Origin of the sequence: Carboxylicivirga caseinilyticus, from assembly GCF_050589785.1 — a bacterium.
Lineage (GTDB): Bacteria > Bacteroidota > Bacteroidia > Bacteroidales > Marinilabiliaceae > Carboxylicivirga > Carboxylicivirga caseinilyticus.
Genome location: NZ_JBNGOX010000001.1, coordinates 132,680 through 157,585, shown reverse-complemented (window position 1 = coordinate 157,585; position 24,906 = coordinate 132,680). Strand labels below are relative to the sequence as shown.

The window sequence follows — 24,906 nt, the reverse complement described above, 5'->3', positions numbered from 1 at the left end:
TAACCAAATACATTTGATAAACAATCTCAAAAATAGCACCAAACAAACACAATACATTGATAAATGTGCTTATTTAAATTCATTTTATACTAATTACGATATCTCAACATGAGGGATCAAAAGAGGAAGTTTGTAATTTAACTATAATTTTATACTTTCATTTATTTAATTCAAGCCTTAATCCACTTTTATGAAACGAATTATACTTATTATTGGTCTGTTTATAACATTAGCAAATTTAACAGGTCAGGAATTCTCAGGATCTGCTGCAAATTCAATTGTTCCGGGTAGTACTCATTTAAAAATAGATGAAGAAAGTAAATTAATTGAATATATCGAATTCAATACCAATATTCTAAAATCGACAGCTACTGACCATCTGAGCACCTTAACACAAGCGCTTAACCTCGGCGAAAAATATAAACTAAAGGAGGTTGCCAAAAACCGGGATTCAAAAGGTGAGATTCATATTAAAAATCAACTTTATTACAATAACATTCCGGTTGAAGGCATGTATTTTATCTCACACTTTTCAAGCGGCATTTTAAAAAGCGCCAATGGAAAAATTGTAAACCAGGATTATGGCCCGGTCCGCAATTACATCAATGAATCAAACGCCATTGAAAAAGCTATAACAAGTACACCTTCCAAAGAGTATCTATGGACTAACAATAAATCTCTTTATCCATCTGCAGAACTGGTTTACCTGCCTGTGAACAACCAATTGTATTTATGCTATAAAGTTGATGTTTATTCGCTTGCTCCATTAACTCGTGAATATGTTTACATAAGCGCCGAGAATGAGCAGGTTGTTAAACGGATATCACGCATCCACAATACCGATGCAATTGGAACAGCACAAACTCAGTACAGTGGCAATGTTAATATAACTGCCGATTACGACGGAAGCACATACACATTAACTGAAACGTCCAGAGGGTTAGGTATATCAACCTTTAATCTTAACAACGGAACAAGTTATTCATCAGCAACTGAATTTACCGATGGCGACAATGTTTGGGATGTAGTTATAGATCGACCCGCATATGATGCACATTACGGATCGGAAAAAACCTATGATTATTTCCTGGAAAAATTCAACCGTAATTCTATCGATGATAATGGCTATGTTATTAACAGCTATGTACACTTCTCATATAACTATGCCAATGCTTTTTGGGACGGCCAATGTATGACGTACGGCGATGGCGATGGAGTGGAATACTATCCGTTTACAAGCCTTGAAATTGTTGGACATGAAATTACTCATGGATTAACCAGTTTTACGGCTGATCTGGTATATGAATATGAATCGGGTGCGCTTAACGAGTCTTTTAGCGATATATTTGGCACAGCCATTGACTTTTATGCCAATCCGGCTACTGCCAACTACCTGATGGGTGAACAAACCAATGTAAACGGGATTCCTTTCAGAAGTATGGAAAATCCAAACGATTACTCATTACCTGATACGTATCAAGGCAATTATTGGTATACCGGATCATATGATAATGGAGGAGTTCATTATAATTCATCGGTACAGAATTACTGGTTTTATTTATTATGTGAAGGAGGAGACGGAACGAACGATCTCGGTCAACAATACATAGTTCATTCAATTGGAATGGACGCTGCAGAAGCTATTGCCTACCGTACATTAACCGTTTATCTTACACCTTATTCCGGTTATTATTCGGCCCGATACTACTCTATTTTAGCTGCAACAGATTTATACGGAGCATGTTCCAACGAAGTAATTGAAGTAACCAACGCCTGGCACGCTGTGGGGGTTGGTAATGTATTCGACGGTGCAATCAGAGCTGAATTTACAGCCTCACAAATATATTCGTGTCAGGCTCCGGTAAGTATTACCTTTGAAAACAATAGTTACCAGGCAACAAATTACGAATGGTACATTGACAATACTCTTTTCAGCACTGAAGCAAATCCAAGTTATGAATTTACAACTGAAGGCACCTATACTGTTTCATTAACTGCAACAGGAGATGGCGCTTGTGTTGGGAAAGACTCTTTAGCTAAAGAAGATTATATAATAGTAACAAATGATGGTGGTCCGGTTCCCCCGTCGGCAACACCCGGAACATTATATCCCGGATCGAGAGGAATCTTATACTTCTCCCTTGCAGAAATGTATAACTCTTCAGAAGGATCAATAATGGGGTATGAAGATTTTAGTTGTAGCAAAAGAGCCATTTTAACCGAAGGAAGTACTTATACTATTTACACTTATACAGCAACCTACGAAGATGTTTATGTTTGGCTGGATCTGGATGGAGACGGTGCATTTATTGACGCGACTGAATTAATTTACAAATCAACCAACAATGTAACTCATTTAGGCACTGTGACAATTCCTCGTGGAAGTATTTACGACTCACCTATTCGACTGAGAGTTGGTTCAGAACTAGCTGGCTATTCAACTTTAACCAATGGTGAAACCACCTCAAGGTATGGTCAGTATGAAGATTACACAGTTTTTCTTACAGCCAACACCAATGCCCCAATTGCTGATTTTACGGTAACACCAAGTGTGGGACTTCCAGGAGAAGTCATCACTTTCTCAGACAATTCTAAAAATTTACCTGACCAATACAGCTGGACTTTTAAAGGGGGAAACCCTGCCACTTCGGTGGAACAGAATCCTCAATTGATTTTCAGCCAAGACGGTATCAAAACTATTTCGCTGGCCGTTACAAATAGTTATGGAACCGATACAATTACCAAAACCTACAATGTGGTTAACTCCATCAATATGGGTAGCCAAAACAATACCACCCTACCAAGTGGTAAACTATATGATTCGGGAGGTCCAAGCGGTAATTATTCTAACAGCGAAAATTATACATTTCTTATACAGCCGGATTGTGCAAAATCTATACAACTATCAATAGAATCATTTTCTACCGAGAGCTGCTGCGATTATTTAAATATCTATGATGGTAATTCTGCATCAGCCACATTACTTGCAGAATTAAGAGGAAACATTACTTTACCACAGGTATTGAACACAACGAATGGTGAAGTATTCCTGTCATTTAGTTCCGATGGATCTGTAACAAGTTCAGGTTTCGAAATAACCTGGATATCCGATGAATATGGTGATGGAAATCCCGTTATTGCCGATTTTGCTCAGCCCAAAAACAATATTCCAATCTTATTTGAGTATTTATTTGAAGATCAATCACTGAATGAGCCTTATCAATGGATCTGGAATTTTGGTGATGATTCGATTAGTGGCGAGCAAAATCCTGTTCATAGTTACTTGCAGGCTGGAGACTTCGACGTAACACTAATTGCCAAAAATTGTACTTCATCAGACACAATAACAAAAACCATTACTGTTGATGCAGCTCCTGTCCTATCTGTTTCTGCTGATACAATCAGAATAGAAATGATTAGTGGTGAAACATTCGATGATGCAATACCTTTAAGCAACGGGAATGGTGGAATTTTAATGTTTAACGGAGAAGTACAGGCATCCTATAAAAAAGATGAATTTTCATCAACTACACCTGAGTTTTATTCAGCCACAGTTTATACCTTGAGTGATGATGAAAGTTTGGACATAACAGGTACGAATAATATTCAAATACCACTTACTGATACTTACAAAGGACTTAATGTTGCATTTTCAGGATTTGATCTGTCATATTATTCATATGTCAATGCTGAATTAATTGCGAGTGGAGCAAGAACCATGCTATTAAACAGTTACAACTATTCCACAGCACTTGACACCATTGACGTGCTTGTTATTGATGATGCCTCTGATTGGTTATATATGTATGCTAATGAAATACAAAAATGGATATCCGATGGTGGTCTGCTAATTGGTAACGGAGATGAGGCACTATACATGTACGAGCCTATCTTCTCGGGAACAGGAATAACAGTATTGAATGATAACTGCAATTACGGAAGTGCTACCATAACCGATCATCCAGTTACAAACGGAATAACCAATTATAGCATAGGAACCAGCGCATTGGCTTCTATTTATACCGAAAATGAAGCAACCCCGTTGTTAATTGATTATAGTAACAAAATTTATGCTGCTGCAACAACATACAATAATGGTAAAATTTTGTTTGTCAGTGATGAAGTTTTTATAGGAACAAAATATAGTTATGAACCCAATACCATTTTGTTTGAGAATGCTTTAAAATGGCATTTATCCATGTCTCACAGCTGGATAACAGTTAATACCAATTGGGTATCAGTTGAAAGTAACAGCGAAGGTGGTCTTGATTATTCAATCAATACTGAAAATATGTTGGAAGGCACCTACATCGCTGATGTAAAGCTAAATACAAACGATCCTGACAATATTGCCACACTAATTCCTCTTCGTTTGGATTTAACCGGAATCGAAAATATTGAAACTGTTAGCAATGTTTACTTTCCTAAAACATTTATCGATTATACCGACTCTTTGCTAATTACTATTAGAAACACTGGCACACGAAACCTGGAAGTAACAGATATACAAACAAGTAATTCAGATTTTGTTACCAGTTTTAATACAACGACTTTAATAGAACCAGGTAATAATATTCAGGTAAAAATTAACTTTTCACCTACAATTGCTCAGTACTACACAGAAACATTAACCATCTTCAGTTCCGATCCTGATCAAGCTGAGTTGAGTATACCTTTATTAGGAAATGCGGTTAATCCACCTGTAGTTTCTTTGCCAGAGTCGATTACCGAAAATTTATTTTCTTATGAGATAAGTGACCAGGAATTGATCATTAGTAATACAGGCCAAAGTTCATTATCGATTGATTCCATCAAAATTGAACATTTTAACTCCATTACAGGCTTGGTAGCTGATACCAATCATGTTGAATTATTGGGCCATACAATAATGTGCTACGAAGGTAGCAGTGCCTCCAATTTTGTTAGTACTTTGTTGAGTTATGGTGCAACTGCCCAGTATAGCAGTTATCTGGATACAACCAGTCTGGATGCGGATGTCCTATACTATTCTGGCAACTATTCTTTAAACACAAACAGAGCCGATTTTTTAAAAAGATGGGTTAAAGCTGGTCATGGTTTGTTTATCGATGTAATGTACAACAATGGTCAATTTGATGCCTTACTTGAAGGCACTGGTATTTCCATTTCACAAAATTCCTATGCAGGAGGTTTAACCACCGATATTTCCGATCATCCCATTACCTATGGAATAACACAATATCATACCGATTATAGCAATTCGATAATAACCGAAGATGAAAATGACGCAATCATTAAAGACAATTATGGAAATGTAATGGTTGCTGTAAAAGAATTTGGAAATGGAAGAATTGTTATTTCTAATGTGAATACACAGATTTTCCCTTCTAATCCGTTAACTGCGTTTGGAATAAACGCGGTTAGATGGCTGGCAAATAAAAACAGCTGGCTATGGGTTAAAAATTACCCAACCGACAGTATTGGTGCAAATCAATCTCATGCTATGGCTGTACGTTTCGATGCTGCCGGTTTATTGGAAGGCCAGTATAACGCTGAAATTAGAATGACTACCAACGACCCTGTTAATCCGGTTAAAACCGTTGAAGCCCAATTAAATGTAACCGGAATTGCTTCAGTGCAATTTCTGACTGACACATTATATTTTGGCAATGTTTTCACCGGAACTGAGAAAACCATTTCAACATCAGTCTTCAATGCTGGAACAAAAGATTTGGAGATTTCTAATATCTTCACAGATCATGAGTATTTTACAGTAGATGATACCATTTACACAATTCCTCCGCGTGAATATCGTACACTCAATGTAAAGTATGCTCCACTAGCTACCGGCAACCATGATGCTTGTTTAATACTACAGTCCAACACGGCCAATGAGTATGACACCTTGCAACTTAGCGGGTATGGATATAATCCACCGGTAATTAATATCAGCCCTGATACAATTAATATTAAAAAACGTTATGAAGATGCTTTTTCAACGGAAACAATCACAATTGATAATCTACTGGGTGGATATACTTTAAATTATGATGTAGCTGTTAGATACAAGGACGATATTTATTCATCAAATGTGGAACTGGAAACCATAAAGGATAGTTTAATTAATAATGGGTATACTATTAGTAACATTATTCCAAACCGTTTTGATTTCTCTGGTGGAACAAGTAGTTATTATATAAGTGATGGTGGAAGTGACATGTATGATGTTGGTAACTATCTGAACACGAATTATGCTAATCGAATCTATTATTCAAACAATACAATTCAAACAAGTGCAGCCTTTGGTGTTGGTGGTAAATACTTCACCACTAAACTAAATGGTTTATTTATACTGGTTGCCGACATGAATAATGTAAGTGAATTTTACACATCAGGAAGTCTTGGTGCAGACGGATTAGGTGTTGCTGAAGGTGAAATCATTACGATGAAAAAAGGTGTTAAAACTTTTAAAGGATTCATCAAAAGAGTTTATAATTCAGGTGATCCATCGGTGAATCATCTCATTATAATAGAAAATGATGAAAACGTATCGCATACTTTCAACACCAATACCAATTACGATGAAGATAAAGTTTCTAACCTTCAAAACGTAAAACGTATACATTATTTACTTTTTGCAGGAACAAGCAGTTCCTATATCAGCAAACAAGCCTTTGAAACGATAATGGATACTTACCTGAATGTTATCAATTCGCAATCGGGTTGGATTGCCATTGATCATGAAAATGGAACTGTTGAAGCCGGTAACAGTAACACATTATTAGCTGGCATCGAACCTTATGAATTGGGTGAAGGTCATTATGAAGCAGAAGTGGTTATCAGAAGCAATGATCCGGTAAATCCGGAGGTATCTACAGTTGTTCAACTGCATATATTCAATAATCTGCCTCCATATCTTACTAACCCGATTGGCAATAAAATCATTTATTCAACATATAACGATGTAATTGATTTGAACAATGTCTTTGTTGATGCTGATGGTGATCAGCTTTATTATACAGTCACCTCATCCGACAACAGTATTGTTTTCCCGGTTTTGAATAATGGTCATGAATTACACTTAACACCAATAAGTAATGGCATTGCCAATATCGAAATCACCTGCACCGACAATAACTGGGAACCGGTATATGATAGCTTTGATGTATTGGTTCAGCAAAATAACAGACCAGTAGTAATTTCTGCTTTACAAAACATCGAACTTAATCCGGCTTCACCTGATATAACATTACTGTTATCCTCTTATTTCAGCGATCCGGATGGAGACAATCTTACATACAGAATATCAATGTCGAAGCAAAACATCGTTACGTATGATGCAGGAGGAGATATAGCCATATTCAATGCAGAAACTAATGGAGCAACCATCATTACTGTAACTGCAGATGATGGTAGAAATGGAACCGTCTCTCAATCATTTATCATTACCGTAAAAGATATATCTACAGGCATTGGTAATTACTCACTAAATCAGTTCAGGCTAATACCAAATCCTGTAGAAGATCAATTTATTATTGAACTGGATAAACCAAGACAAATAGAGAGTATTAGTCTTATATCGTCAGATGGAACTGAAATGATTATTGCATATACATCTAACGAACTGGAAGTGGAAATGAATGCTTCAGCTCTTAAACCGGGAGTTTACCTGGTTAAAATGACATTTGATGATGAATGTGCATTTGTTCGTATGATTAAAAAATAAAAGATTCTCAAATTAAAAATAAAAGCACGATCCTGCCTGGGTCGTGCTTTTTTGTAACTTTACCTTATGAATGACAAACAGAAAATAACCTGTGAGAACTGCCATGCAGAGTTCGATAAGAATGATTTAGACCGAACTTGCAGTAACTGTTTTTGTTGCACGGGCTGCGAAATTTATGTTTGCCCCAGTTGTAAAAAAGAAATTGTGATTATTCCAATTGGTCAGCCAACCTCCTGTCGTTACCATAACGAAGACGGTAATAAATCAAACTGAAAATTATTTTATCTGAATGTGAATATGGTCATCATGCCTGACCGATCTACATCCCTGAAACCGAACCCTGGAATCAATAATACCCAATCGACTCTTTAAATGGGGTTCTATAAAAACCTTTTCAATCCTGCTATTTAAAAGTATGGCCTGCATTAAATCTGAAGTTCCTTTTTCAGAAAAATGCAAATCAGCATTCTTTTGGCCAAGAGTAAGATATTTTGGAAAATCGTATTGAAAATATCCTTGTTTCAAACACACATTGGCTTGATTATATTCTTTTGTGTTGGGATCTTCAAAAACACCGTATCCGCTGTTCGATTTACTTTTGTTAATAATCTTTCCTGATCCGTCTTCATAAATCAGGCTAAAATCTATCTTTTTGCCATCATTATGACTTAAATGAGGCAATAGTGGAAATCCATCAAAAAAAGGAAAACAGGCATCCAGATAACGTAATTTTATGTCAGGATTTAACTTAGTTAATTCTAAAGAAACTTCAGAAATACATTTATTCATATCAACTGTGACATAATTACGATTCAGCCATACGGTTAACAAATTTACAGCTTCTACATTTGATGTACTTATAACACGTTGCCGACCATTCAACGATGCAAAAAGAGGAACAAACAAAAAGGTAAAAACAGTATATGTCAGAATAAAGACGCCCGAAGTTTTATACCAGACTCTCTTTTTAATTTTTTTGGCAATAAATAGTGAGACCAAATAAACGATTCCACCAATTTGCGTGAGTATGGTTAGTAACCCAAACAGAATGAAATGAAGCAAAAATTTTAGTACAGTTTTCATGATTCAATATTATCCTGCCACATCAATCGCAACAGATTTGAAAAGACACCATACAACACTTTCCTTTTCAATTGACATTCGCTTACCCGACTCGGCTGTTATTTCCACTACCAGTTGAAATCCAACATCCACCATACAGAGAGTGGTTGCTCCTCTATCAATGATATCAATAATTTTACCTCGCAACTGATTTTGAATAGTAACATCTTTCAATTTTTCGCGTGACAATGCAATGTCATCAGAACTGATGAATATCTTCAATTCTTCACCTAATTTATAAATATGTTGACTTTTCTCGCACTTTACTCTAATACTGTTTTCTTCCCCATTGGCTGACAAAATTGTTAATCCTTTATCCGGATCAATATCTTTCACTTCCATGGTAATGGAGTTCATAATTGAATTTTTACCAAACATCTCAAGGGCTGATACAGAATGTAAAAGATCATGGTAATCAGCATGACCAATGCATCTGCCATCCTGAACCAGACACAAACGATCGGTGAGTTTCAGCAAATCAGGTAAATCATGACTGACAACCAAGATTGGAATTTTTACTTTACGATGAATCTTCAATAAAAAAGGTAATATCTGACTTCTCAGGCGTACATCAACAGCCGAAAATGGTTCATCCAATAAAAGAATTTTAGGGTTGGATAAAAGAGCCCTTCCTAAAGCAGTTCGCTGTCTTTCACCACCTGATACCATTGAAGGTTTGCTTTTCAGTAAATGGCGGAGATTTAAAAGATCTACAACCTGATCGAAACCCAGATGTTTGGATCCATATCGTTTCATGCCATAAAGAAGGTTTTTTTCAATGGTCATATGAGGGAACAACCTGCCTTCCTGAAAAACATAGCCAATATTTCTTTTCTGAACAGAAACATTGACCCCGTTTTCTGAATTATATACCTCGGTTCCCTGAATACAAATCCTGCCATTCTCTGGCTTAGCCAGACCTGCAATTGCTTGTAACAGGGATGTTTTACCTGAACCACTTGGGCCGAAGATACCCGTAATGCCAACATGAAAGTCTTCTTTTATGCTAACATCAAAGTTATCACGCTTCAAAGTAAAATCTACCTCAATCATAGTCTATCTTCGTTTACCCTTAATTTGCTTCTTTATATACCATTCCGACCCTGTCATAGCTATAAATGAGATAATTACCGAAACCAATACCAATCGCATGGTGGCAGTCTCCTGGCCTGGAACCTGCATGTATGCATAAATAGCCAACGGTAAGGTTCGTGTTTCACCTGCTATATTACCTGCAAAAGTTATTGTTGCACCAAACTCCCCTAAAGAGCGGGCAAAACCTAAAATGCTTCCTGAAATAATGCCTGGCAGAGCCAGAGGAATGGTCACCTTAAAAAAAGTTCTGAGCTGGCCTGCTCCCAATATTCGCGACGCATCTTCCAGTCCCGGATCAATCATCTCCATGGCAGTACGAACAGATCTTACAATTAAAGGGAATGATACAATAACTGAAGCAATAATAGCTGCATTTAAAGTAAAAGCCAGCTTAATACCAAATGTGGAAAATAACCATTCACCAGCAATTCCACGTGTACCCAGCAGTAATAATAGCAGATAACCTGTTGTGACCGGCGGCATGACCAAAGGAAGATGAATGATACTTTCGATAATAGCCTTACCACTAAAATTTTTACGCGCCATTAAATATCCAACTATCAAAGCCAGCGGAACAGCAACCAGCGTGCTGTATAGGGCCACTTTTAATGATAACCCTATAGCAGATAGTTCCGCAGCATTAAATATGATTAGTTGGTTTTGCATAATCTAATATAAAAGTTTGTTTGCTATAACTTATATGTTTATTCAACAAATACCCTATAAAAGTAATGCCATTCTATTCATACCACTATACTTCAACCTGGTTGAGTATTACTTATCTTTGAAAATCATACAAATTTGTAACAATAACCATTTTAACTGACAACAAAGTATGTGCTTAATAACCTTGCTTTAACTCCAGCATATTCTTTTGTGCGACCTCACTTCCTGTGATATCATAGATATACTGATAGGTATAAAATGCCATCTCTCTACCTCCTTTAATGCGCAGTTGTTTGGCGATCTCCAACATTACATCCAGTTCAGCACGCACTAAGTCCGGATTATTTTGGGAAATATATTTCATCGTTTCAGCAACAGTCTCGTAAGATTTGTTTGATAAATTCAGAAGCAAATGCGACATTATAACACTTTCATCCAATACAATAGAAATACCTAACTGATCTTTTACTTTAGCTATATACAAATTTATGGTATCCAGACTGGAACTTAGAACACTATCAGGTATTGAACTGAATGACTGATAAAAACTATATCCTCTACTAAAGCCTGTATATTCATTGGTAATGTGATTTTCATCTTTTAAAACATCAAACTTCCACTTGAGATTTTGAACATAAATTGAATCTAATAGAAAATGAAAATCATGGTTAGCCTGTTCAAGCTGAGGATAGTTTTCATTCCGTCCAATTGAAAAATATAGAGCCTTAGGATTTACAAATTGAACAGAATCCAGCTGATGATAATCAATCAATTGAAGTAGCGGACTAGTTGCAAGATAAATGGAAAACGATTCAGGATGTTTAAGAAAACAATCAATGACCATTGCACCAGCCAGTGAATGTCCGGTAATTAATCGAACCTTTGAAACATTAAATTCCTTCTCAATATATGGTAAAAGTTCATTTAATAGAAACTTCAGATAAACACCTCTACTTTGCTCTTTAAGAAACTCTTTCTTTAGATCTAAAGACTGAACTCCTATAGAAATAAATTTATCCTTTAAAATAGCTGCCCGAAAATCATGTTCTTCTGAACCAAGTAATATGGCAAGCGGATATGTTTCTTGTTGCCCAATCTCTGGCTTCGTCACAAAAAGATCAACAGAACGATGTAAAACCTTTGAGTCGAACTTAAAAGATTTACCTACAACAATATCCATTTGCTCCGGCTGACTATAAGCCAAATAAAACATCCTGAAAACAAAAAGGCTAGCAATACTTTATACATCTGAATTTCATTGAACTTAGGTTATGAAATACAAATATAACAACACCAATCAGGATTCTTGGTTACTTTGTAAGATTCTAAAATTTATACAGACGATAATTGTAAAAATACAAAAGACACAAGGCAGGCATCATATAATTGATAAATCATCTATTGTACTGATTTAATGAAAAGAAGACTTGCTTAATTATTTTACACCTTTAAGCCTTTCTTTTTGAAATTGTTTGTTAGTTAAAGAAGTAACTGTATTCACTCTTAAATGCTTTTGAATTACAGCACATGAATTATAATATTCCATATGGATCAAATAATCCAAAACCTTATCCTTTACTTTTTGTGAAACCGGTGATATCATTTGCGACATAATGTAAACCAACGATTCACGATCTTGCTGTTCAACCCAATGAATCGATTCAAAATAATCTTCAAAATCTTTAAAGGGTAATTTTTCAATGTCAAAATGAAAATCATATTTCGACAGTAGCTCAATTACATTTATTACATTTTTGTACCATCTGAATCTTGGTTTTCCATCAACATTTTCCCACATATATGCTGAAAATGCTTTACTATCACTATTTGCAAGTTTATCACATGTGTGGTAAAAGGTTCCTTCTGGTGCAAGTATTGGATTTTTCATAGCTATACGGATTTATACTTTTAATTAAGTACTTTTTTTTTACATATGCAAATAAAACCCTTGTATAGCAAGGGATCAGCTACAGTAAGTAATTTATAAATCAATAAAGAAACTGTTACTATCTGAAACCTTTCTAAAATGTAATCCTTTTTTAATGATAATTAATAGGTTTTTTATACTATAGACTTACTAATCACAAAAATAAGGCGTACCTTTGCGGCTCATTTGGATTTTATATATGCAAGAGATTAGAAATGTAGCCATTATCGCGCACGTTGACCACGGTAAGACCACACTGGTAGACAAGATGTTAATGGCAGGAAAGCTATTTAAGGATCACCAGGAAATGGGTGAACTTATCATGGACAACAACGACCTTGAACGTGAGCGAGGCATCACAATTCTGTCGAAGAACGTGTCCGTTATGTGGAACGATGTAAAAATCAATATTATTGATACACCGGGTCACAGTGATTTTGGAGGAGAAGTTGAGCGTGTTTTAAACATGGCCGACGGAGTTCTTTTGCTTGTGGATGCCTTTGAAGGTCCAATGCCACAAACAAGATTTGTGCTACAGAAAGCTATTGCATTGGGATTAAAACCTATTGTTGTGATCAATAAGGTTGATAAACCAAACTGTCGCCCAGAAGAAGTTCACGAATCAGTATTTGATTTAATGTTTTCTTTAGATGCTACCGAAGAACAGCTTGATTTTCCATCTGTTTACGGTTCAGCAAAAGAAAACTGGATGAGCACCGATTGGAAAGAAAAAACAGATAACATTCATGCTATCTTCGATGCTATCATCGAGCACATTCCTGCACCGGAGTACAATAAAGGTACACCTCAGTTACAGATTACTTCATTAGACCACTCTAAGTATTTGGGCCGAATTGCCATTGGTCGTTTACACCGCGGTGACCTAAAAGTAAATCAGGATGTTAGTTTGGTTAAACGCGATGGAAGTATTACCCGTACTCGCATCAAAGAATTGAATGTATTTGATGGACTTGGACGAACTAAAGTTGACCAGGTTTCATGCGGTGAGTTATGTGCCTTAGTTGGTATTGAGGGATTTGATATTGGAGACACCATTGCTGATTTTGAAAATCCGGAACCATTGGAACCAATAGCCATTGACGAACCAACAATGAGTATGTTGTTCACGATCAACAACTCACCTTTCTTTGGAAAAGAAGGTAAAATGGTTACTTCACGTCATATCAAAGATCGTCTGACAAAAGAATTAGAGAAAAACCTGGCTTTACGTGTTGAGGATACAGAATCAGCTGATGCATGGAACGTATACGGACGAGGAGTTCTTCATTTGTCGGTATTGATTGAAACAATGCGTCGTGAAGGATATGAACTACAGGTTGGTCAGCCTCGTGTAATCATCAAAGAAGACATGGGCGAAAAGCTGGAGCCTATTGAAGATTTAACAATCGATTTACCTGAGGAACACTCTGGTAAAGCCATTGAAATGGTTACTCAGCGCAAAGGTGAACTTAAAATTATGGAGAAAAAAGGCGAACGTGTTCACCTTGAATTCAATATTCCATCACGCGGTATTATTGGATTAAGAAGTAACATGTTGACAGCCACTCAGGGTGAAGCTATTATGGCCCACCGTTTTATTGAGTTCCAACCATGGAAAGGAGCGATCGAAAAACGTATCAACGGTTCGTTGATCGTTATCGAATCCGGCACTTCTATTGCTTACGGTATGGACAAGCTTCAGGATCGTGGTAAGTTTTTTATTGAGCCGGGTGAAGATGTTTACATGGGTCAGGTAGTAGGTGAAAATAACCGTGAAGGAGACCTTACAATAAACGTTACCAAAGCAAAGAAAATGAGCAACATGCGCTCTTCAGGTGCGGATGATAAAGTAAAACTTGCTCCTCCTATTAAATTCACCCTTGAAGAAGCATTAGAATATATTCAGGGCGACGAATATGTGGAAGTTACGCCAAAATCTATTAGATTGCGTAAAATTTTACTATTCGAACACGAACGTAAACGCGCTTCGAAACAAGAAGCATAATGATATAACCGGTAATTTTCGGATTGTCGGGTTAGCAAGATTGAGGCAATTATCTTTTGATAATGGCCTCTTTCTTTTTTTGCGGTATACATCAACGAAAGTTCTTATCTTAGATAGATGATCTATATCGATTTTCATACACACCAAATCAATAAAGAGGCAGATGTTAAATCCATCTATAATTTGCCTCTCACAGAAAAACCTGCAGATTTTTCAGAACAACATCTCTCAATTGGTATTCATCCATGGTATATAAATGATAACAACAATCAGTTTAGCACAATTAAATTAAACATCAATCATCCAAATGTAAAAGCTATTGGGGAATGCGGCCTTGATAAATTGAAAGGTCCCGACCTGGCAATTCAGACTGAAGTATTTAAACAACACATCAGATGGTCTGAAGAATTCGAGAAACCCCTCATTATCCATTGTGTTAAGGCATATTCCGAAATTATAAAACTTCGCAAGGATTTAAAACCTAAACAAACCTGGATTTTTCATGGATTCAATAGTTCTGTAGAAACACTCAATCAAGCTATAAAAACAGGCTTTTACTTTTCTTTTGGCCCGGCCATACTCAATCATCCAAAAACCCGCAAATCATTTATTAATTCACCAATAAATCGTATTTTTTTAGAAACCGATGATACGGATTTCAACATTAAAGAGCTATATAAAAAAGCAGCTGATCTAAAAGAAACCGGCATTGATGAATTTCAAGAAAAAATTAGAGATAATTTTAACCTTATATTAAAGATTTAAAATTCAATACATACTTTAAATAAAGTATAAAATGAAATCGATTATACTACTTATCACATGTCTGTTCGCCACTTATTTAAACGCTCAGGATACGATCGAGGCAATGTTAATTACCAGCGATAGAAAGAAGCCGATAAAAGAATTTTATGCATTATTTGAAAAAATACCTCAACTAAGATTCTCTGAAGTAAAACAACCCAAGGCAAATGAAGATATTGAGCAAGGTTTGGCAAACAACTATGACATTTTAATCTTTTACGACCTAAATGATTCCATTACATCAGAGCAAAAAGCTGCTTATTGGAATTTACTAAAATCAGGTAAACCGATGCTATTTCTTCATCACACCCTGGTATCCTATCAGGATTGGCCTGAGTTTACAAAAATTATTGGAGGAAAATATTTTGGAGATCACCCTCAAAGAGGCGCATCAACCTTTGAGCACAATATTAACATATCAGTTTAAGTAACTAAATCTAAACATCAAATTACAAATAATTTAAAAGATTTTATCATTTACGACGAAACTTACAACAATTGTTTCATTCTACCAGATGTTACACCACTATTGACTACTTCTACACCAAACAATTTAGCGTATGTAGCATGGATACATACGGTTGAAAAATCTGAAGTGATATATATTCAATTCGGCCATGATGAAAATGCTTTTAATCATCCCGAATATCAAAAACTCATCAAACAAAGCATTAATTACCTAACAAAAACCAATAAGTAAAAGGATTCTGCTACTTTTGGCAGGAAAACAATCCTTTTATGCTTCAAACTGTCTTTAATCCTCTAAATACATCACTAAACACCTGGTTGATAACTCTTTTTTGTGCATTTCTGATTGGCATATCCAAAAGCGGCTTAAAAGGAACTGCTATGATTTCCATTCCACTTCTGGCATATCTTTATGGAGGAAAAGCTTCAGTAGGCATCATTCTTCCCTTTTTGATTATGGGCGACCTCATGGCTTTGAGTTTTTATTTCAAAAGCGGAAAAATCAAATATATCATCAAACTGGTTCCCTGGGCCATCATCGGAATATTAATTGCTACTTACGTTGGCAATCAAATTAATGATCAACAATTTAAACTGACGATTGCCATCGCAATTATAGTTTGTCTTGCTCTTCTTTTATATAATGAAATCCGTAAAAAGAAAATAAATCTAATTGACAACAAAGCTTTTAGTGCTTCGCTTGGACTCACAGGTGGATTTGCAACCATGATGGGCAATGCAGCCGGACCGATCTTTAATTTATATCTTCTTTCGATGCGCTTACCCAAAGAGGCCTATATTGGTACAGGAGCCTGGTTCTACTTGTTTTTGAACATATTTAAAGTGCCTTTTCATGTGGTAAGCTGGCACACTATCAGCTGGAAAAGCCTTCAATTAAATGTCATCATGTTTCCTGCTTTACTTATCGGCTCATTTATTGGCAAAAAAGTAGTTAGTTACATTCCCGAAAAAGAATATCGTTATTTGGTATACACTGTAATTTTCTTATCAGCCATTTTACTATTCTTTAAATAAACCTCAGTAAAAATGGATATTTGGTGCATTTTATCATATAATTTATAAGCACTTTTATTTACCTTTACTCAAAATAAGATTCACAATACTTTAAAACCAGCATGGACATGAATAATATTGATTGGGCAAATCTTTCATTCAGCTACATGAAGGCTGACTATAATGTTAGATGTTATTACCGCGATGGTAAATGGGGAGAATTAGAAGTACATTCTTCTGAGTACGTCAATATTCATATGGCTGCTACGGGTCTTCATTACGGTCAGGAAGCATTTGAAGGATTAAAGGCTTTTAAAGGTAAAGACGGCAAGACACGTATTTTCAGAATTGAGGAAAACGCCAAAAGAATGTATAATTCTGCTATTGGTGTTATGATGGCTGCAGTCCCTGAAAAATTATTTATCGATGCTGTTGTAAAAGCTGTTGAGCTGAATAAACGTTTTATTCCTCCATACGAATCAGGAGCATCACTTTATATCCGTCCATTACTTTTTGGTTCGGGACCAAAGATTGGAGTTTCACCTTCGAATGAGTTTCTGTTCATGGTGTTTGTAATGCCTGTAGGACCATACTTTAAAGAAGGGTTTAAACCTACGGACATGATGATTACCCGCAAGTATGATCGTGCAGCTCCACTGGGTACAGGCCATATTAAAGTTGGAGGTAACTATGCTGCCAGTTTACGAGCTGGAGACGAAGCCCATGCAAAAGGCTATTCGGCAGCACTTTATCTTGACAGTAGAGAAAAGAAATACCTTGATGAATGTGGTCCTGCTAACTTTTTTGGGATCAAAGATAATACATATGTTACACCAGAATCTAAATCCATTTTGCCATCAATCACCAATATGAGTTTGATTCAATTGGCAAAAGACATGGGATTAAAGGTTGAACGCCGACCTGTTGCATTGGAAGAGTTATCTACTTTCGAAGAGGCTGGTGCTTGTGGTACAGCTGCTGTAATAAGTCCTATTGCTAAAATAGACGACATTGACGAAGGTCGTTCATACATATTTAGTACTGATGGCAACCCTGGTAAGATAAGTCTTGAACTTTACAATAAATTGCGTGGAATCCAGTATGGTGACGAGCCCGATACCCACGGGTGGATTACTGTTATAGACTAATATGTAAATAAAATTATATTCAAAAAACCTGCAGAATGTTTCTGCAGGTTTTTTTATTACCTGACATTCAGCATTATTTCATTACACATTTGAGTGTAATTGTTCTATCTTTGTGGGCCAAAAGCAAAACTACCATTATTAAACCATGACCGAATTAAGAATTGAAAATGTCAACATTGTTGCAGAGCAACCTATCATCAAACCAAATGATTTAAAGGCTTTGTTTCCGTTGACTGAGAACATTATTGAAACCGTTGAGAAAGGTCAACAAACCGTTAAGAACATCCTGCATAAATCAGACAAACGTTTGTTGGTTGTTGTTGGACCCTGTTCTATTCACAACGTTGAATCAGCCAAAGAGTATGCCCAAAAGCTAAAAACATTAGCTGATGAACTGGGAGATACACTTTACCTGGTGATGCGTGTTTATTTTGAAAAACCAAGAACAACTGTTGGCTGGCAGGGACTGATTAATGATCCTTATCTCAATGATAGTTATGCCATTGAGGATGGTTTAAAAATGGCTCGCGAACTTCTTTGTTATGTAGCTGAAATAGGATTACCCGCAGCAGGAGAAGCACTGGATTTAATCACACCTCAGTACATGCAGGATTTATTCTCCTGGACAGCCATTGGAGCTCGTACCACAGAGTCGCAAACCCACCGAAATATGGCCAGCGGATTAACATCTGTTGTAGGCTTTAAAAACGGCACAAACGGAGATATTAAAATTGCCTTGAATGCACGAATGTCAGCAGCAGCTCCTCATAATTTCTTGAGCGTAGATCCTGAAGGCAATGTGGCTGTTGTTCAAACAGCGGGCAATCCAAATTCACACATTATTCTTCGTGGTGGTAAAGAGCCCAATTACTCAACCAAACATGTTGCAGAGTACGAAAAGAAATTAGAAAAAGAAGGTCTTGAACCTCGTCTGATGATTGATTGCAGCCACGCCAACAGTAATAAAAATGCTAAAAACCAACAATTGGTTTGCGAGGATATTGCTCAACAGATTATTGATGGTAATCAATCTATTATCGGGATGATGGTTGAAAGTAATCTGAAATTCGGAAAACAAAGCATTCCTGCTGATTTATCCATGTTGGAGTATGGAGTTTCCATTACAGATGAATGCATTGGTTGGGAACAAACAGAATCAATGCTTCGGAAATTGCGAGAGGATATAAAAGATTTATTACCGAACCGGTAAGAAATTAAGATATTGGATCAACTGTTACCGTACCAACCGAGTTATTGGTAATAGTTGGTTCTCCTTTATATTTAATATCAAACACTCCTGTGCAGTTTAATATCAATTGCTCTATTGACCATACTGTAGCACTTCCCTCACCAACCCAATTTATTACAACTTTATCCACAGGTAAATCCACTGAATTAAAATTGGCCGATCCAGTAATGTTTACCGCAAGATCCGTCTGAGCTTCGCCCGTTAATTCAATTTCTGCAAGACCCACAAATGAGAACGCCTCTAATGCATCAGGCATTGATATAATTGCCGTCAAATCTTCTGTAGGACGAATATCCTGATTATCAGGAAAAGAAAGATCCAGATTTTTAGAACCTACTCCTACCTGCAACAATTCCATGATATTCTTTTGTCCACTGATGGTAACACTTTGCTGTTTGCCTGTTTCTATTTTGATATCGGTAAATGATAAAATCGAAACAGAGATAAAGTCATCAACATCAAACGTTTTGGTTATTACCTCTCCTGAACCCACAATAACTTCAGAGCTAAATGCACATTCACAATCCTGTGTAGTACAAGAAATTAAAAGAACCATAAAAGTTATAAAAACAACAGCTTTCATACTAAATCTTAAATAACATCAAATTGTTAAAATAAGTCAAAACTCATTCAAAGTTACTGATTCTGAATTACAAATTGTACATTCGAAAAAAACACATACCATATGAATCACAAAAACAACCTATTAATTGCACTCGTTTTATTAATGACAATTACATCAAGTAAACCTGTAAGTAAAAAAAGCTTATCAATTCATAACAAGGCGATAACCATAGACACCCATTGCGATACACCCATGAAGTTTGTCAACAATGGTTTTGACATTGGAAAAATACATGAAGCTCCAGATAGCAGAGTGGATCTCCCACGAATGCAAAGTGGTGGATTGGATGCAATTTTCTTTGCCCTATTTACAAGCCAGCGCCCAAGGACAGAAGAAAATTATCAACAGGCCTACGATTTGGTAAATCAGATGATCGATTCAACTTATGCCGCCCTTGAAATGTATTCAAATCAAGCCGAATTAGCCACTAACAGCAACGATGCAGAACGAATTTCGAAGGAGGGCAAAAAAGCCATCTATTTAGGCATGGAAAACGGTTTTCCTCTTAAAAAAGATATAAAAAGAGTTCAGGAATTCTACAACAAAGGCGTCAGGTACATAACCCTCTCGCATACTAGTAACAATGATGTCTGTGATTCTTCAACAGATAATGCTGGTGCTGAACACAATGGTTTAAGTGATTTTGGAATTGAAGTAGTTAACGAAATGAACCGATTAGGCATGTTGATCGATGTTTCTCATATTTCAGACAAATCGTTTTTTGATGTGATGAAAATAACGAAAACGCCAGTTATAGCATCCCATTCTTCTGTACGTTCCATTTGCAATCACCCTCGTAATATGAGCGATGAAATGATTAAAAAACTGGCTGAAAATGGCGGGGTAATTCAAATTTGCATTCTTGGAGCCTACATTGAAGAGGAAGATACAACCAGCATTAATTATATCAAGCATCAGGAGTTAAAAGCAAAATATAATAACTACAACTACAAAAACGATGATGAGCGCAAGGCAGCCTGGAAAGAATGGGATCAGATAGATAAAAATTATCCTCCTGTATTACCCGATATAGCTAAAGCTGTAGATCATATCGATTATGTTGTAAATCTGGTAGGTGTTGATCATGTTGGAATAGGATCCGATTTTGATGGAGGAGGTGGTCTATCCGATTGTCAGGATGTATCTGATTTTCCAAAGATCACTGAAGAATTGCTCAAAAGGGGGTATTCGAAAGAAGATATTTATAAAATATGGGGTGGCAACTTTTTAAGAGTTTTCAAACAAGTAGAAGAATACTCTGCTGTAAATTAATACCTTATAGTACTTACAAAAAAAGCCGTTTGAAAATTCAAACGGCTTTTTTCGTTTCCTACAATACTTTTATCGACTAATTAACTTTTTTGGTCCGATAATTGCGTTAACTTCTATTGTAAATAATGATTTCGTAGATAAATTCATTTTCATTAGAACCCCCTTAACCTAAAAGACAGCAAGCAATCAGCGCCTTCTGTCTTTTACTTAAGAACAAATTTGAAAAATACATATTTAATCAAACCTAAAATTGCACCTTATGAAAACTATCATTTTCAGTTTTGCATTTATGCTTTTGCTCAGTTCTTGTGCTGTTCATTCAGGAATGATAACTGGGAACGCTTCCCTAAATGACGCTAATTTTCAAATTATCGGATTGGGAGTTGGTCAAGCTAAAACTACTCAGGTATTTGGACTTGGAGGTCTTAAAAAAGACGCTTTAACATTAGAGGCTAAACGAAACTTATATGAAAACCATCCACTTCAACCCGGTCAGGCTTTGGCGAATGTTACAGTTGATTTTAAACGATCATGTTTCCCAATTGTAACCAAAACACAAGCAATTGTATCAGCAGAAATCGTTGATTTCAACCAAACCAACATGAACAACCTAGAAGTTAATTACGATAAAATTATTGACGAAACAAAATCGGACGACTGGGTAGTACTTTTGGTGAATAATAATAGTTACAAGGCTAAAATATTGGATAAAAATGATCAAAAGTCGGTTGTATTATTTGAGAATGAAAAAGGCAACTACAAAATAAAAAAGGTGGTAAACGGTAGCTTATATTATCCCAAAGACTATTCCAGTGAATTTAAAATAAATGATGAAGTATTATTTTATAAAGGAAACACTAAACAGATAGGAAAAATAATAGCAAGTAATTCAAAAGGATCGATAATTGAATATTATGAGATTAATGCTAAAAAAGCATTTATTCAATGCTCCTATAAAAAGATGATGAAAAATTAATAACTAATTATAAACAAATTCCTTACAACCCCCTTAACCAAAAAAAGACAGTAAGCCATTAAAGCCTACTGTCTTTTTCTTTATTTAAGAGAATTGAATTTACTTAAAGTACGAAACTGCTGTTTTAAGTTTGGCAGCCAATTGTGTTAGTTGCTCTGCACTGTTTGAGAAAACACTTGCAGCTGCAGAGTTTTGCTGCGTAACATCATTTAATTCCTGAATAGCTCTATTTACCTGTTCGGCACCACTTTTTTGCTCAAAGCTTGATGCTGAAATTTCTTGTACCAACATCGAAGTTGTTTCAATATCCGGAATAATAGCTTCCAATTCTTTTCCTGATTTCTCAGTTATATCTACACCATTTCTGGTTAATTCAATGATTTCATAAGCCGCCTTTTGAGATCTTTCAGCCAGCTTTTTAACCTCAGTGGCTACAACCGAAAATCCCTTACCTTGTTCTCCGGCACGTGCTGCCTCTACTGCTGCATTCAAGGCCAGAATATTGGTCTGTTTTGCTATTTCTTCAATCACCATGATTTTTTCAGAAATAACATGCATGGCCTCTCCTGCTTTTTGAGTCGATTCAAAACCTGCTTTCATGCCAGCAGCTGCTTTCTCAGCTATTTTTCTTGTTTCTTCAGAGTTTTCACTGTTTTGTTGAATTGTAGCCACCATCTCTTCCATCGATGAAGAAATTTCCTCTGAAGAAGCTGCCTGATTGGATGCACCTGCTGATAGTTGAGTAGATGATGAGGTAAGTTCGTTACTCGAATCTTCTATTTCATTTGTGCTTTCAACGATATCATGTAGGATCTTCCTAAGATTATCAGCCATATCAAAAAGAGCCTTTTGCAAATCTCCAATCTCATCATCCTTCGTATAATCGTTTGAAAGATGAAAACTTAAATTTCCATTTGCCAGACTTCGGGCTACTTCAGCACTCTTTTTGATTGGTTTTGCAATTACACTTGCCATCCAATAAACCACAATATAAAGTAGAATTAACCCAAAAACTCCAATCAAAAGACTCCAATACATTATTTCATTGGCTTTTGCCATAATCACCTTAAGTGGAACTTCAACACCAATAGTCCAGGCTTTACCTACTCCATCCAATTTAACCGGCGACATTGAAACATAATAATCCTGTCCGGTAGCATCATTGTAGTATTCAAAGTTTTTACTTTTTAACTGGTGAGTTGTTAAAATAGCATCCTTAAACGAAGCAGTATCTTGTTTCATCACATCAAAGAACATCTCTCCAATCCATTCTTTATTGGTGTGTCCAACAATTCGTGAATCATTTGCCAGAAAAAATGAATTTGATCCTTGATAAAGATTAAAATCAGAGATGATTTTTTCCATGTCAGTTAGGCCTATATCAACACCTACCAATCCAATAAACTGTCCGTTCTTTTGAATAGGTGCAGCTATTGTTGTCATCAGGATACCTGCCAGTTCTGGTGTAACTATGTCGTAATAAGGATCCCATAACTCAAGTTGATTATTCTCTCTTGATTGATAATACTGACTGGTTAAAATGTTATTATTAACATCAACCCTCTCTTTTGAAACAGTGATCTTTCCATTCAAGCGAAAGTTGACAAGACGATCTCTACCATTTCGTAAATTATAACCGTCTTCAATGGCTCTTAATTCCCAGGCCTGCCATGTTGAAAGATAGTTGGGATTCTTTTTAAGCCAACCCAGTATAATCTCATCTAAAACCTGCGTGCGATAGCTTTCGTCAAATTGCTCGTATTGTTCATAGATATCTCGAACAGTGATAGTTGCTTTCATCACCTGGTTCAAATCACTTTGAATCAAGTTACGGTATTCAGCCACCTTTGCATTAATAATCTCCTCTGAATCTTTACTTGCCTTTGATCTCAGACTTACACTAATATAGGTTAGCGTAAAGCCATAAATCAAGGTAAACGAAACCAAGGTATATAACAAAAGCCTTGATTTCAGGGTAAATCTGTATCTTCTCTCCACGTTAAAAATGTATTTGGTTGTTCTTTCCTGGTTGCGTTGCGCTGATCCTTAAGGTTGTGAAATAATAACTTTTTTTTATTTTGCCAATAAACTTTTTACCCTTTTTAGACGAAATGACCAAATTAGTAGTTGAATTACTGAATAATTGAAGAAATATTTCGATATACCCCATAAAAAAAGGTCAGCAATCGCTGACCTTTAATTTTTATAATAAATGATATCTTAATTCGTAAATACCTTAAAGGTTAAAGTAAATTCATCATAAATTACCTTGTCACCTAAATTGTCGAAGAACTTACCTGATCCGTAACGTACATCGTACTTAGTACGATCAACCTTCATCACACCAGTAAACACACCATCTGCCTCTGTAACTTCAAATGCAATTGGATGTGTTTTACCTTTAATGGTTAATTTACCGTTAACTTCATATGCCTCACCTTTTGCTTTAACAGAGGTCAATTCTAAAGTACTCTCGGGATAAGTTGCCACGCCAAAGAAATCATCAGATTTTAAATGGCCAACCAATTTTTTATTATACTCTTCATCAGTAAGGTCTGTATTTGTAATGCTGGTCATATCTACTACAAACTCACCTCCGGTCAGCTTGCTGTCTTTAAATGCAAGTTCTCCTGATTTAAATAAAATTGTTCCTGAATGTTCACCGGTAACTTTTTCACCTTTCCACTCAATTATGCTTTTTTTAATGTCTACTTTTTTGCTCTGAGCATAAGTTATTGATGACACCATGATCAAAAGTGCAGCAATTAATGATATTACTTTCATAGTCTTCATTTTTATAATTTATAAGGGGTAAACATTAGATTACTCA

Annotated in this window: 17 protein-coding genes and 1 pseudogene; 10 read left to right on the top strand and 8 right to left on the bottom strand. The window is 36.0% G+C overall.

Annotated elements, in window-relative coordinates; all coding sequences use genetic code 11:
* Positions 1-190: 190 nt before the first annotated feature.
* Positions 191-7,705, top strand: coding sequence for a M4 family metallopeptidase (locus tag ACRD62_RS00665; protein WP_430818191.1), 7,515 nt, complete (start codon positions 191-193; stop codon positions 7,703-7,705).
* Between the two features lie 276 nt (positions 7,706-7,981).
* Here the strand turns inward: ACRD62_RS00665 and ACRD62_RS00660 are convergent, their stop codons facing one another.
* The 5 genes from ACRD62_RS00660 to ACRD62_RS00640 form a co-directional block, all read right to left on the bottom strand.
* A complete protein-coding gene (locus tag ACRD62_RS00660) occupies positions 7,982-8,788 on the bottom strand; it encodes a hypothetical protein (protein WP_430818190.1) in 807 nt (268 codons plus the stop codon).
* Positions 8,789-8,797: 9 nt separating this feature from the next.
* On the bottom strand, positions 8,798-9,880 hold the full coding sequence (gene modC / locus ACRD62_RS00655) for a molybdenum ABC transporter ATP-binding protein (RefSeq protein ID WP_430818189.1): 1,083 nt from the start codon (positions 9,878-9,880) through the stop codon (positions 8,798-8,800).
* Between the two features lie 3 nt (positions 9,881-9,883).
* Positions 9,884-10,588 carry a molybdate ABC transporter permease subunit gene (modB, locus tag ACRD62_RS00650; protein ID WP_430818188.1) on the bottom strand — a complete coding sequence of 235 codons (705 nt, stop codon included), beginning with the start codon at positions 10,586-10,588 and terminating at the stop codon, positions 9,884-9,886.
* 175 nt (positions 10,589-10,763) lie between these two features.
* Positions 10,764-11,768 carry an alpha/beta hydrolase-fold protein gene (locus tag ACRD62_RS00645; RefSeq protein ID WP_430818187.1) on the bottom strand — a complete coding sequence of 335 codons (1,005 nt, stop codon included), beginning with the start codon at positions 11,766-11,768 and terminating at the stop codon, positions 10,764-10,766.
* A 255-nt stretch (positions 11,769-12,023) separates the two neighbouring features.
* Positions 12,024-12,476: a hypothetical protein gene (locus tag ACRD62_RS00640; RefSeq protein ID WP_430818186.1), complete on the bottom strand. Its 453-nt coding sequence runs from the start codon at positions 12,474-12,476 to the stop codon at positions 12,024-12,026.
* A 238-nt stretch (positions 12,477-12,714) separates the two neighbouring features.
* Here ACRD62_RS00640 and typA point away from each other — a divergent pair, with 238 nt between their 5' ends.
* The 7 genes and pseudogenes from typA (at position 12,715) to ACRD62_RS00605 (ending at position 19,164) form a co-directional block, all read left to right on the top strand.
* Complete coding sequence (gene typA / locus ACRD62_RS00635; RefSeq protein WP_430818185.1) at positions 12,715-14,520, top strand: translational GTPase TypA; 1,806 nt, start codon at positions 12,715-12,717, stop codon at positions 14,518-14,520.
* Positions 14,521-14,637: 117 nt separating this feature from the next.
* Positions 14,638-15,285 (top strand): TatD family hydrolase, encoded by a 648-nt coding sequence (locus tag ACRD62_RS00630; RefSeq protein ID WP_430818184.1) that lies wholly within the window; start codon positions 14,638-14,640, stop codon positions 15,283-15,285.
* A 31-nt stretch (positions 15,286-15,316) separates the two neighbouring features.
* Positions 15,317-15,751, top strand: a complete 435-nt coding sequence (locus ACRD62_RS00625; protein ID WP_430818183.1) for a hypothetical protein — start codon at positions 15,317-15,319, stop codon at positions 15,749-15,751.
* Between the two features lie 15 nt (positions 15,752-15,766).
* Positions 15,767-16,024 (top strand): annotated as a pseudogene (locus ACRD62_RS00620) (ThuA domain-containing protein); the annotation flags it as partial.
* Between the two features lie 38 nt (positions 16,025-16,062).
* Positions 16,063-16,827 carry a sulfite exporter TauE/SafE family protein gene (locus tag ACRD62_RS00615; RefSeq protein ID WP_430818182.1) on the top strand — a complete coding sequence of 255 codons (765 nt, stop codon included), beginning with the start codon at positions 16,063-16,065 and terminating at the stop codon, positions 16,825-16,827.
* Between the two features lie 101 nt (positions 16,828-16,928).
* Positions 16,929-17,954, top strand: coding sequence for a branched-chain amino acid aminotransferase (locus ACRD62_RS00610; protein ID WP_430818181.1), 1,026 nt, complete (start codon positions 16,929-16,931; stop codon positions 17,952-17,954).
* 145 nt (positions 17,955-18,099) lie between these two features.
* Complete coding sequence (locus tag ACRD62_RS00605) at positions 18,100-19,164, top strand: 3-deoxy-7-phosphoheptulonate synthase (protein WP_430818180.1); 1,065 nt, start codon at positions 18,100-18,102, stop codon at positions 19,162-19,164.
* A gap of 4 nt (positions 19,165-19,168) precedes the next feature.
* On the opposite strand, the gene ACRD62_RS00600 is transcribed toward ACRD62_RS00605, so the two are convergent.
* Positions 19,169-19,786 carry a GIN domain-containing protein gene (locus ACRD62_RS00600; RefSeq protein ID WP_430818179.1) on the bottom strand — a complete coding sequence of 206 codons (618 nt, stop codon included), beginning with the start codon at positions 19,784-19,786 and terminating at the stop codon, positions 19,169-19,171.
* Between the two features lie 102 nt (positions 19,787-19,888).
* On the opposite strand from ACRD62_RS00600, the gene ACRD62_RS00595 reads away from it, so the two are divergent.
* Entirely contained in the window at positions 19,889-21,100 is a 1,212-nt protein-coding gene (locus ACRD62_RS00595; RefSeq protein WP_430818178.1) for a dipeptidase, read from the top strand.
* 259 nt (positions 21,101-21,359) lie between these two features.
* Entirely contained in the window at positions 21,360-22,076 is a 717-nt protein-coding gene (locus ACRD62_RS00590; protein WP_430818177.1) for a DUF6567 family protein, read from the top strand.
* Positions 22,077-22,175: 99 nt separating this feature from the next.
* On the opposite strand, the gene ACRD62_RS00585 is transcribed toward ACRD62_RS00590, so the two are convergent.
* Both ACRD62_RS00585 and ACRD62_RS00580 read right to left on the bottom strand, forming a co-directional pair.
* Positions 22,176-24,074, bottom strand: coding sequence for a methyl-accepting chemotaxis protein (locus tag ACRD62_RS00585; RefSeq protein ID WP_430818176.1), 1,899 nt, complete (start codon positions 24,072-24,074; stop codon positions 22,176-22,178).
* A 222-nt stretch (positions 24,075-24,296) separates the two neighbouring features.
* A complete protein-coding gene (locus tag ACRD62_RS00580) occupies positions 24,297-24,860 on the bottom strand; it encodes a YceI family protein (RefSeq protein WP_430818175.1) in 564 nt (187 codons plus the stop codon).
* Between the last annotated feature and the right edge of the window lie 46 nt (positions 24,861-24,906).

Coding starts and splice junctions, on each gene's coding strand:
- modC (WP_430818189.1), bottom strand. CDS start 9,880: ATGATTGAGGTAGATTTTACTTTGAAGCGTGATAACTTTGATGTTAGC.
- ACRD62_RS00660 (WP_430818190.1), bottom strand. CDS start 8,788: ATGAAAACTGTACTAAAATTTTTGCTTCATTTCATTCTGTTTGGGTTA.
- typA (WP_430818185.1), top strand. CDS start 12,715: ATGCAAGAGATTAGAAATGTAGCCATTATCGCGCACGTTGACCACGGT.
- ACRD62_RS00630 (WP_430818184.1), top strand. CDS start 14,638: ATGATCTATATCGATTTTCATACACACCAAATCAATAAAGAGGCAGAT.
- modB (WP_430818188.1), bottom strand. CDS start 10,588: ATGCAAAACCAACTAATCATATTTAATGCTGCGGAACTATCTGCTATA.
- ACRD62_RS00600 (WP_430818179.1), bottom strand. CDS start 19,786: ATGAAAGCTGTTGTTTTTATAACTTTTATGGTTCTTTTAATTTCTTGT.
- ACRD62_RS00645 (WP_430818187.1), bottom strand. CDS start 11,768: ATGGATATTGTTGTAGGTAAATCTTTTAAGTTCGACTCAAAGGTTTTA.
- ACRD62_RS00625 (WP_430818183.1), top strand. CDS start 15,317: ATGAAATCGATTATACTACTTATCACATGTCTGTTCGCCACTTATTTA.
- ACRD62_RS00605 (WP_430818180.1), top strand. CDS start 18,100: ATGACCGAATTAAGAATTGAAAATGTCAACATTGTTGCAGAGCAACCT.
- ACRD62_RS00640 (WP_430818186.1), bottom strand. CDS start 12,476: ATGAAAAATCCAATACTTGCACCAGAAGGAACCTTTTACCACACATGT.
- ACRD62_RS00590 (WP_430818177.1), top strand. CDS start 21,360: ATGAAAACTATCATTTTCAGTTTTGCATTTATGCTTTTGCTCAGTTCT.
- ACRD62_RS00595 (WP_430818178.1), top strand. CDS start 19,889: ATGAATCACAAAAACAACCTATTAATTGCACTCGTTTTATTAATGACA.
- ACRD62_RS00610 (WP_430818181.1), top strand. CDS start 16,929: ATGGACATGAATAATATTGATTGGGCAAATCTTTCATTCAGCTACATG.
- ACRD62_RS00615 (WP_430818182.1), top strand. CDS start 16,063: ATGCTTCAAACTGTCTTTAATCCTCTAAATACATCACTAAACACCTGG.
- ACRD62_RS00580 (WP_430818175.1), bottom strand. CDS start 24,860: ATGAAAGTAATATCATTAATTGCTGCACTTTTGATCATGGTGTCATCA.
- ACRD62_RS00665 (WP_430818191.1), top strand. CDS start 191: ATGAAACGAATTATACTTATTATTGGTCTGTTTATAACATTAGCAAAT.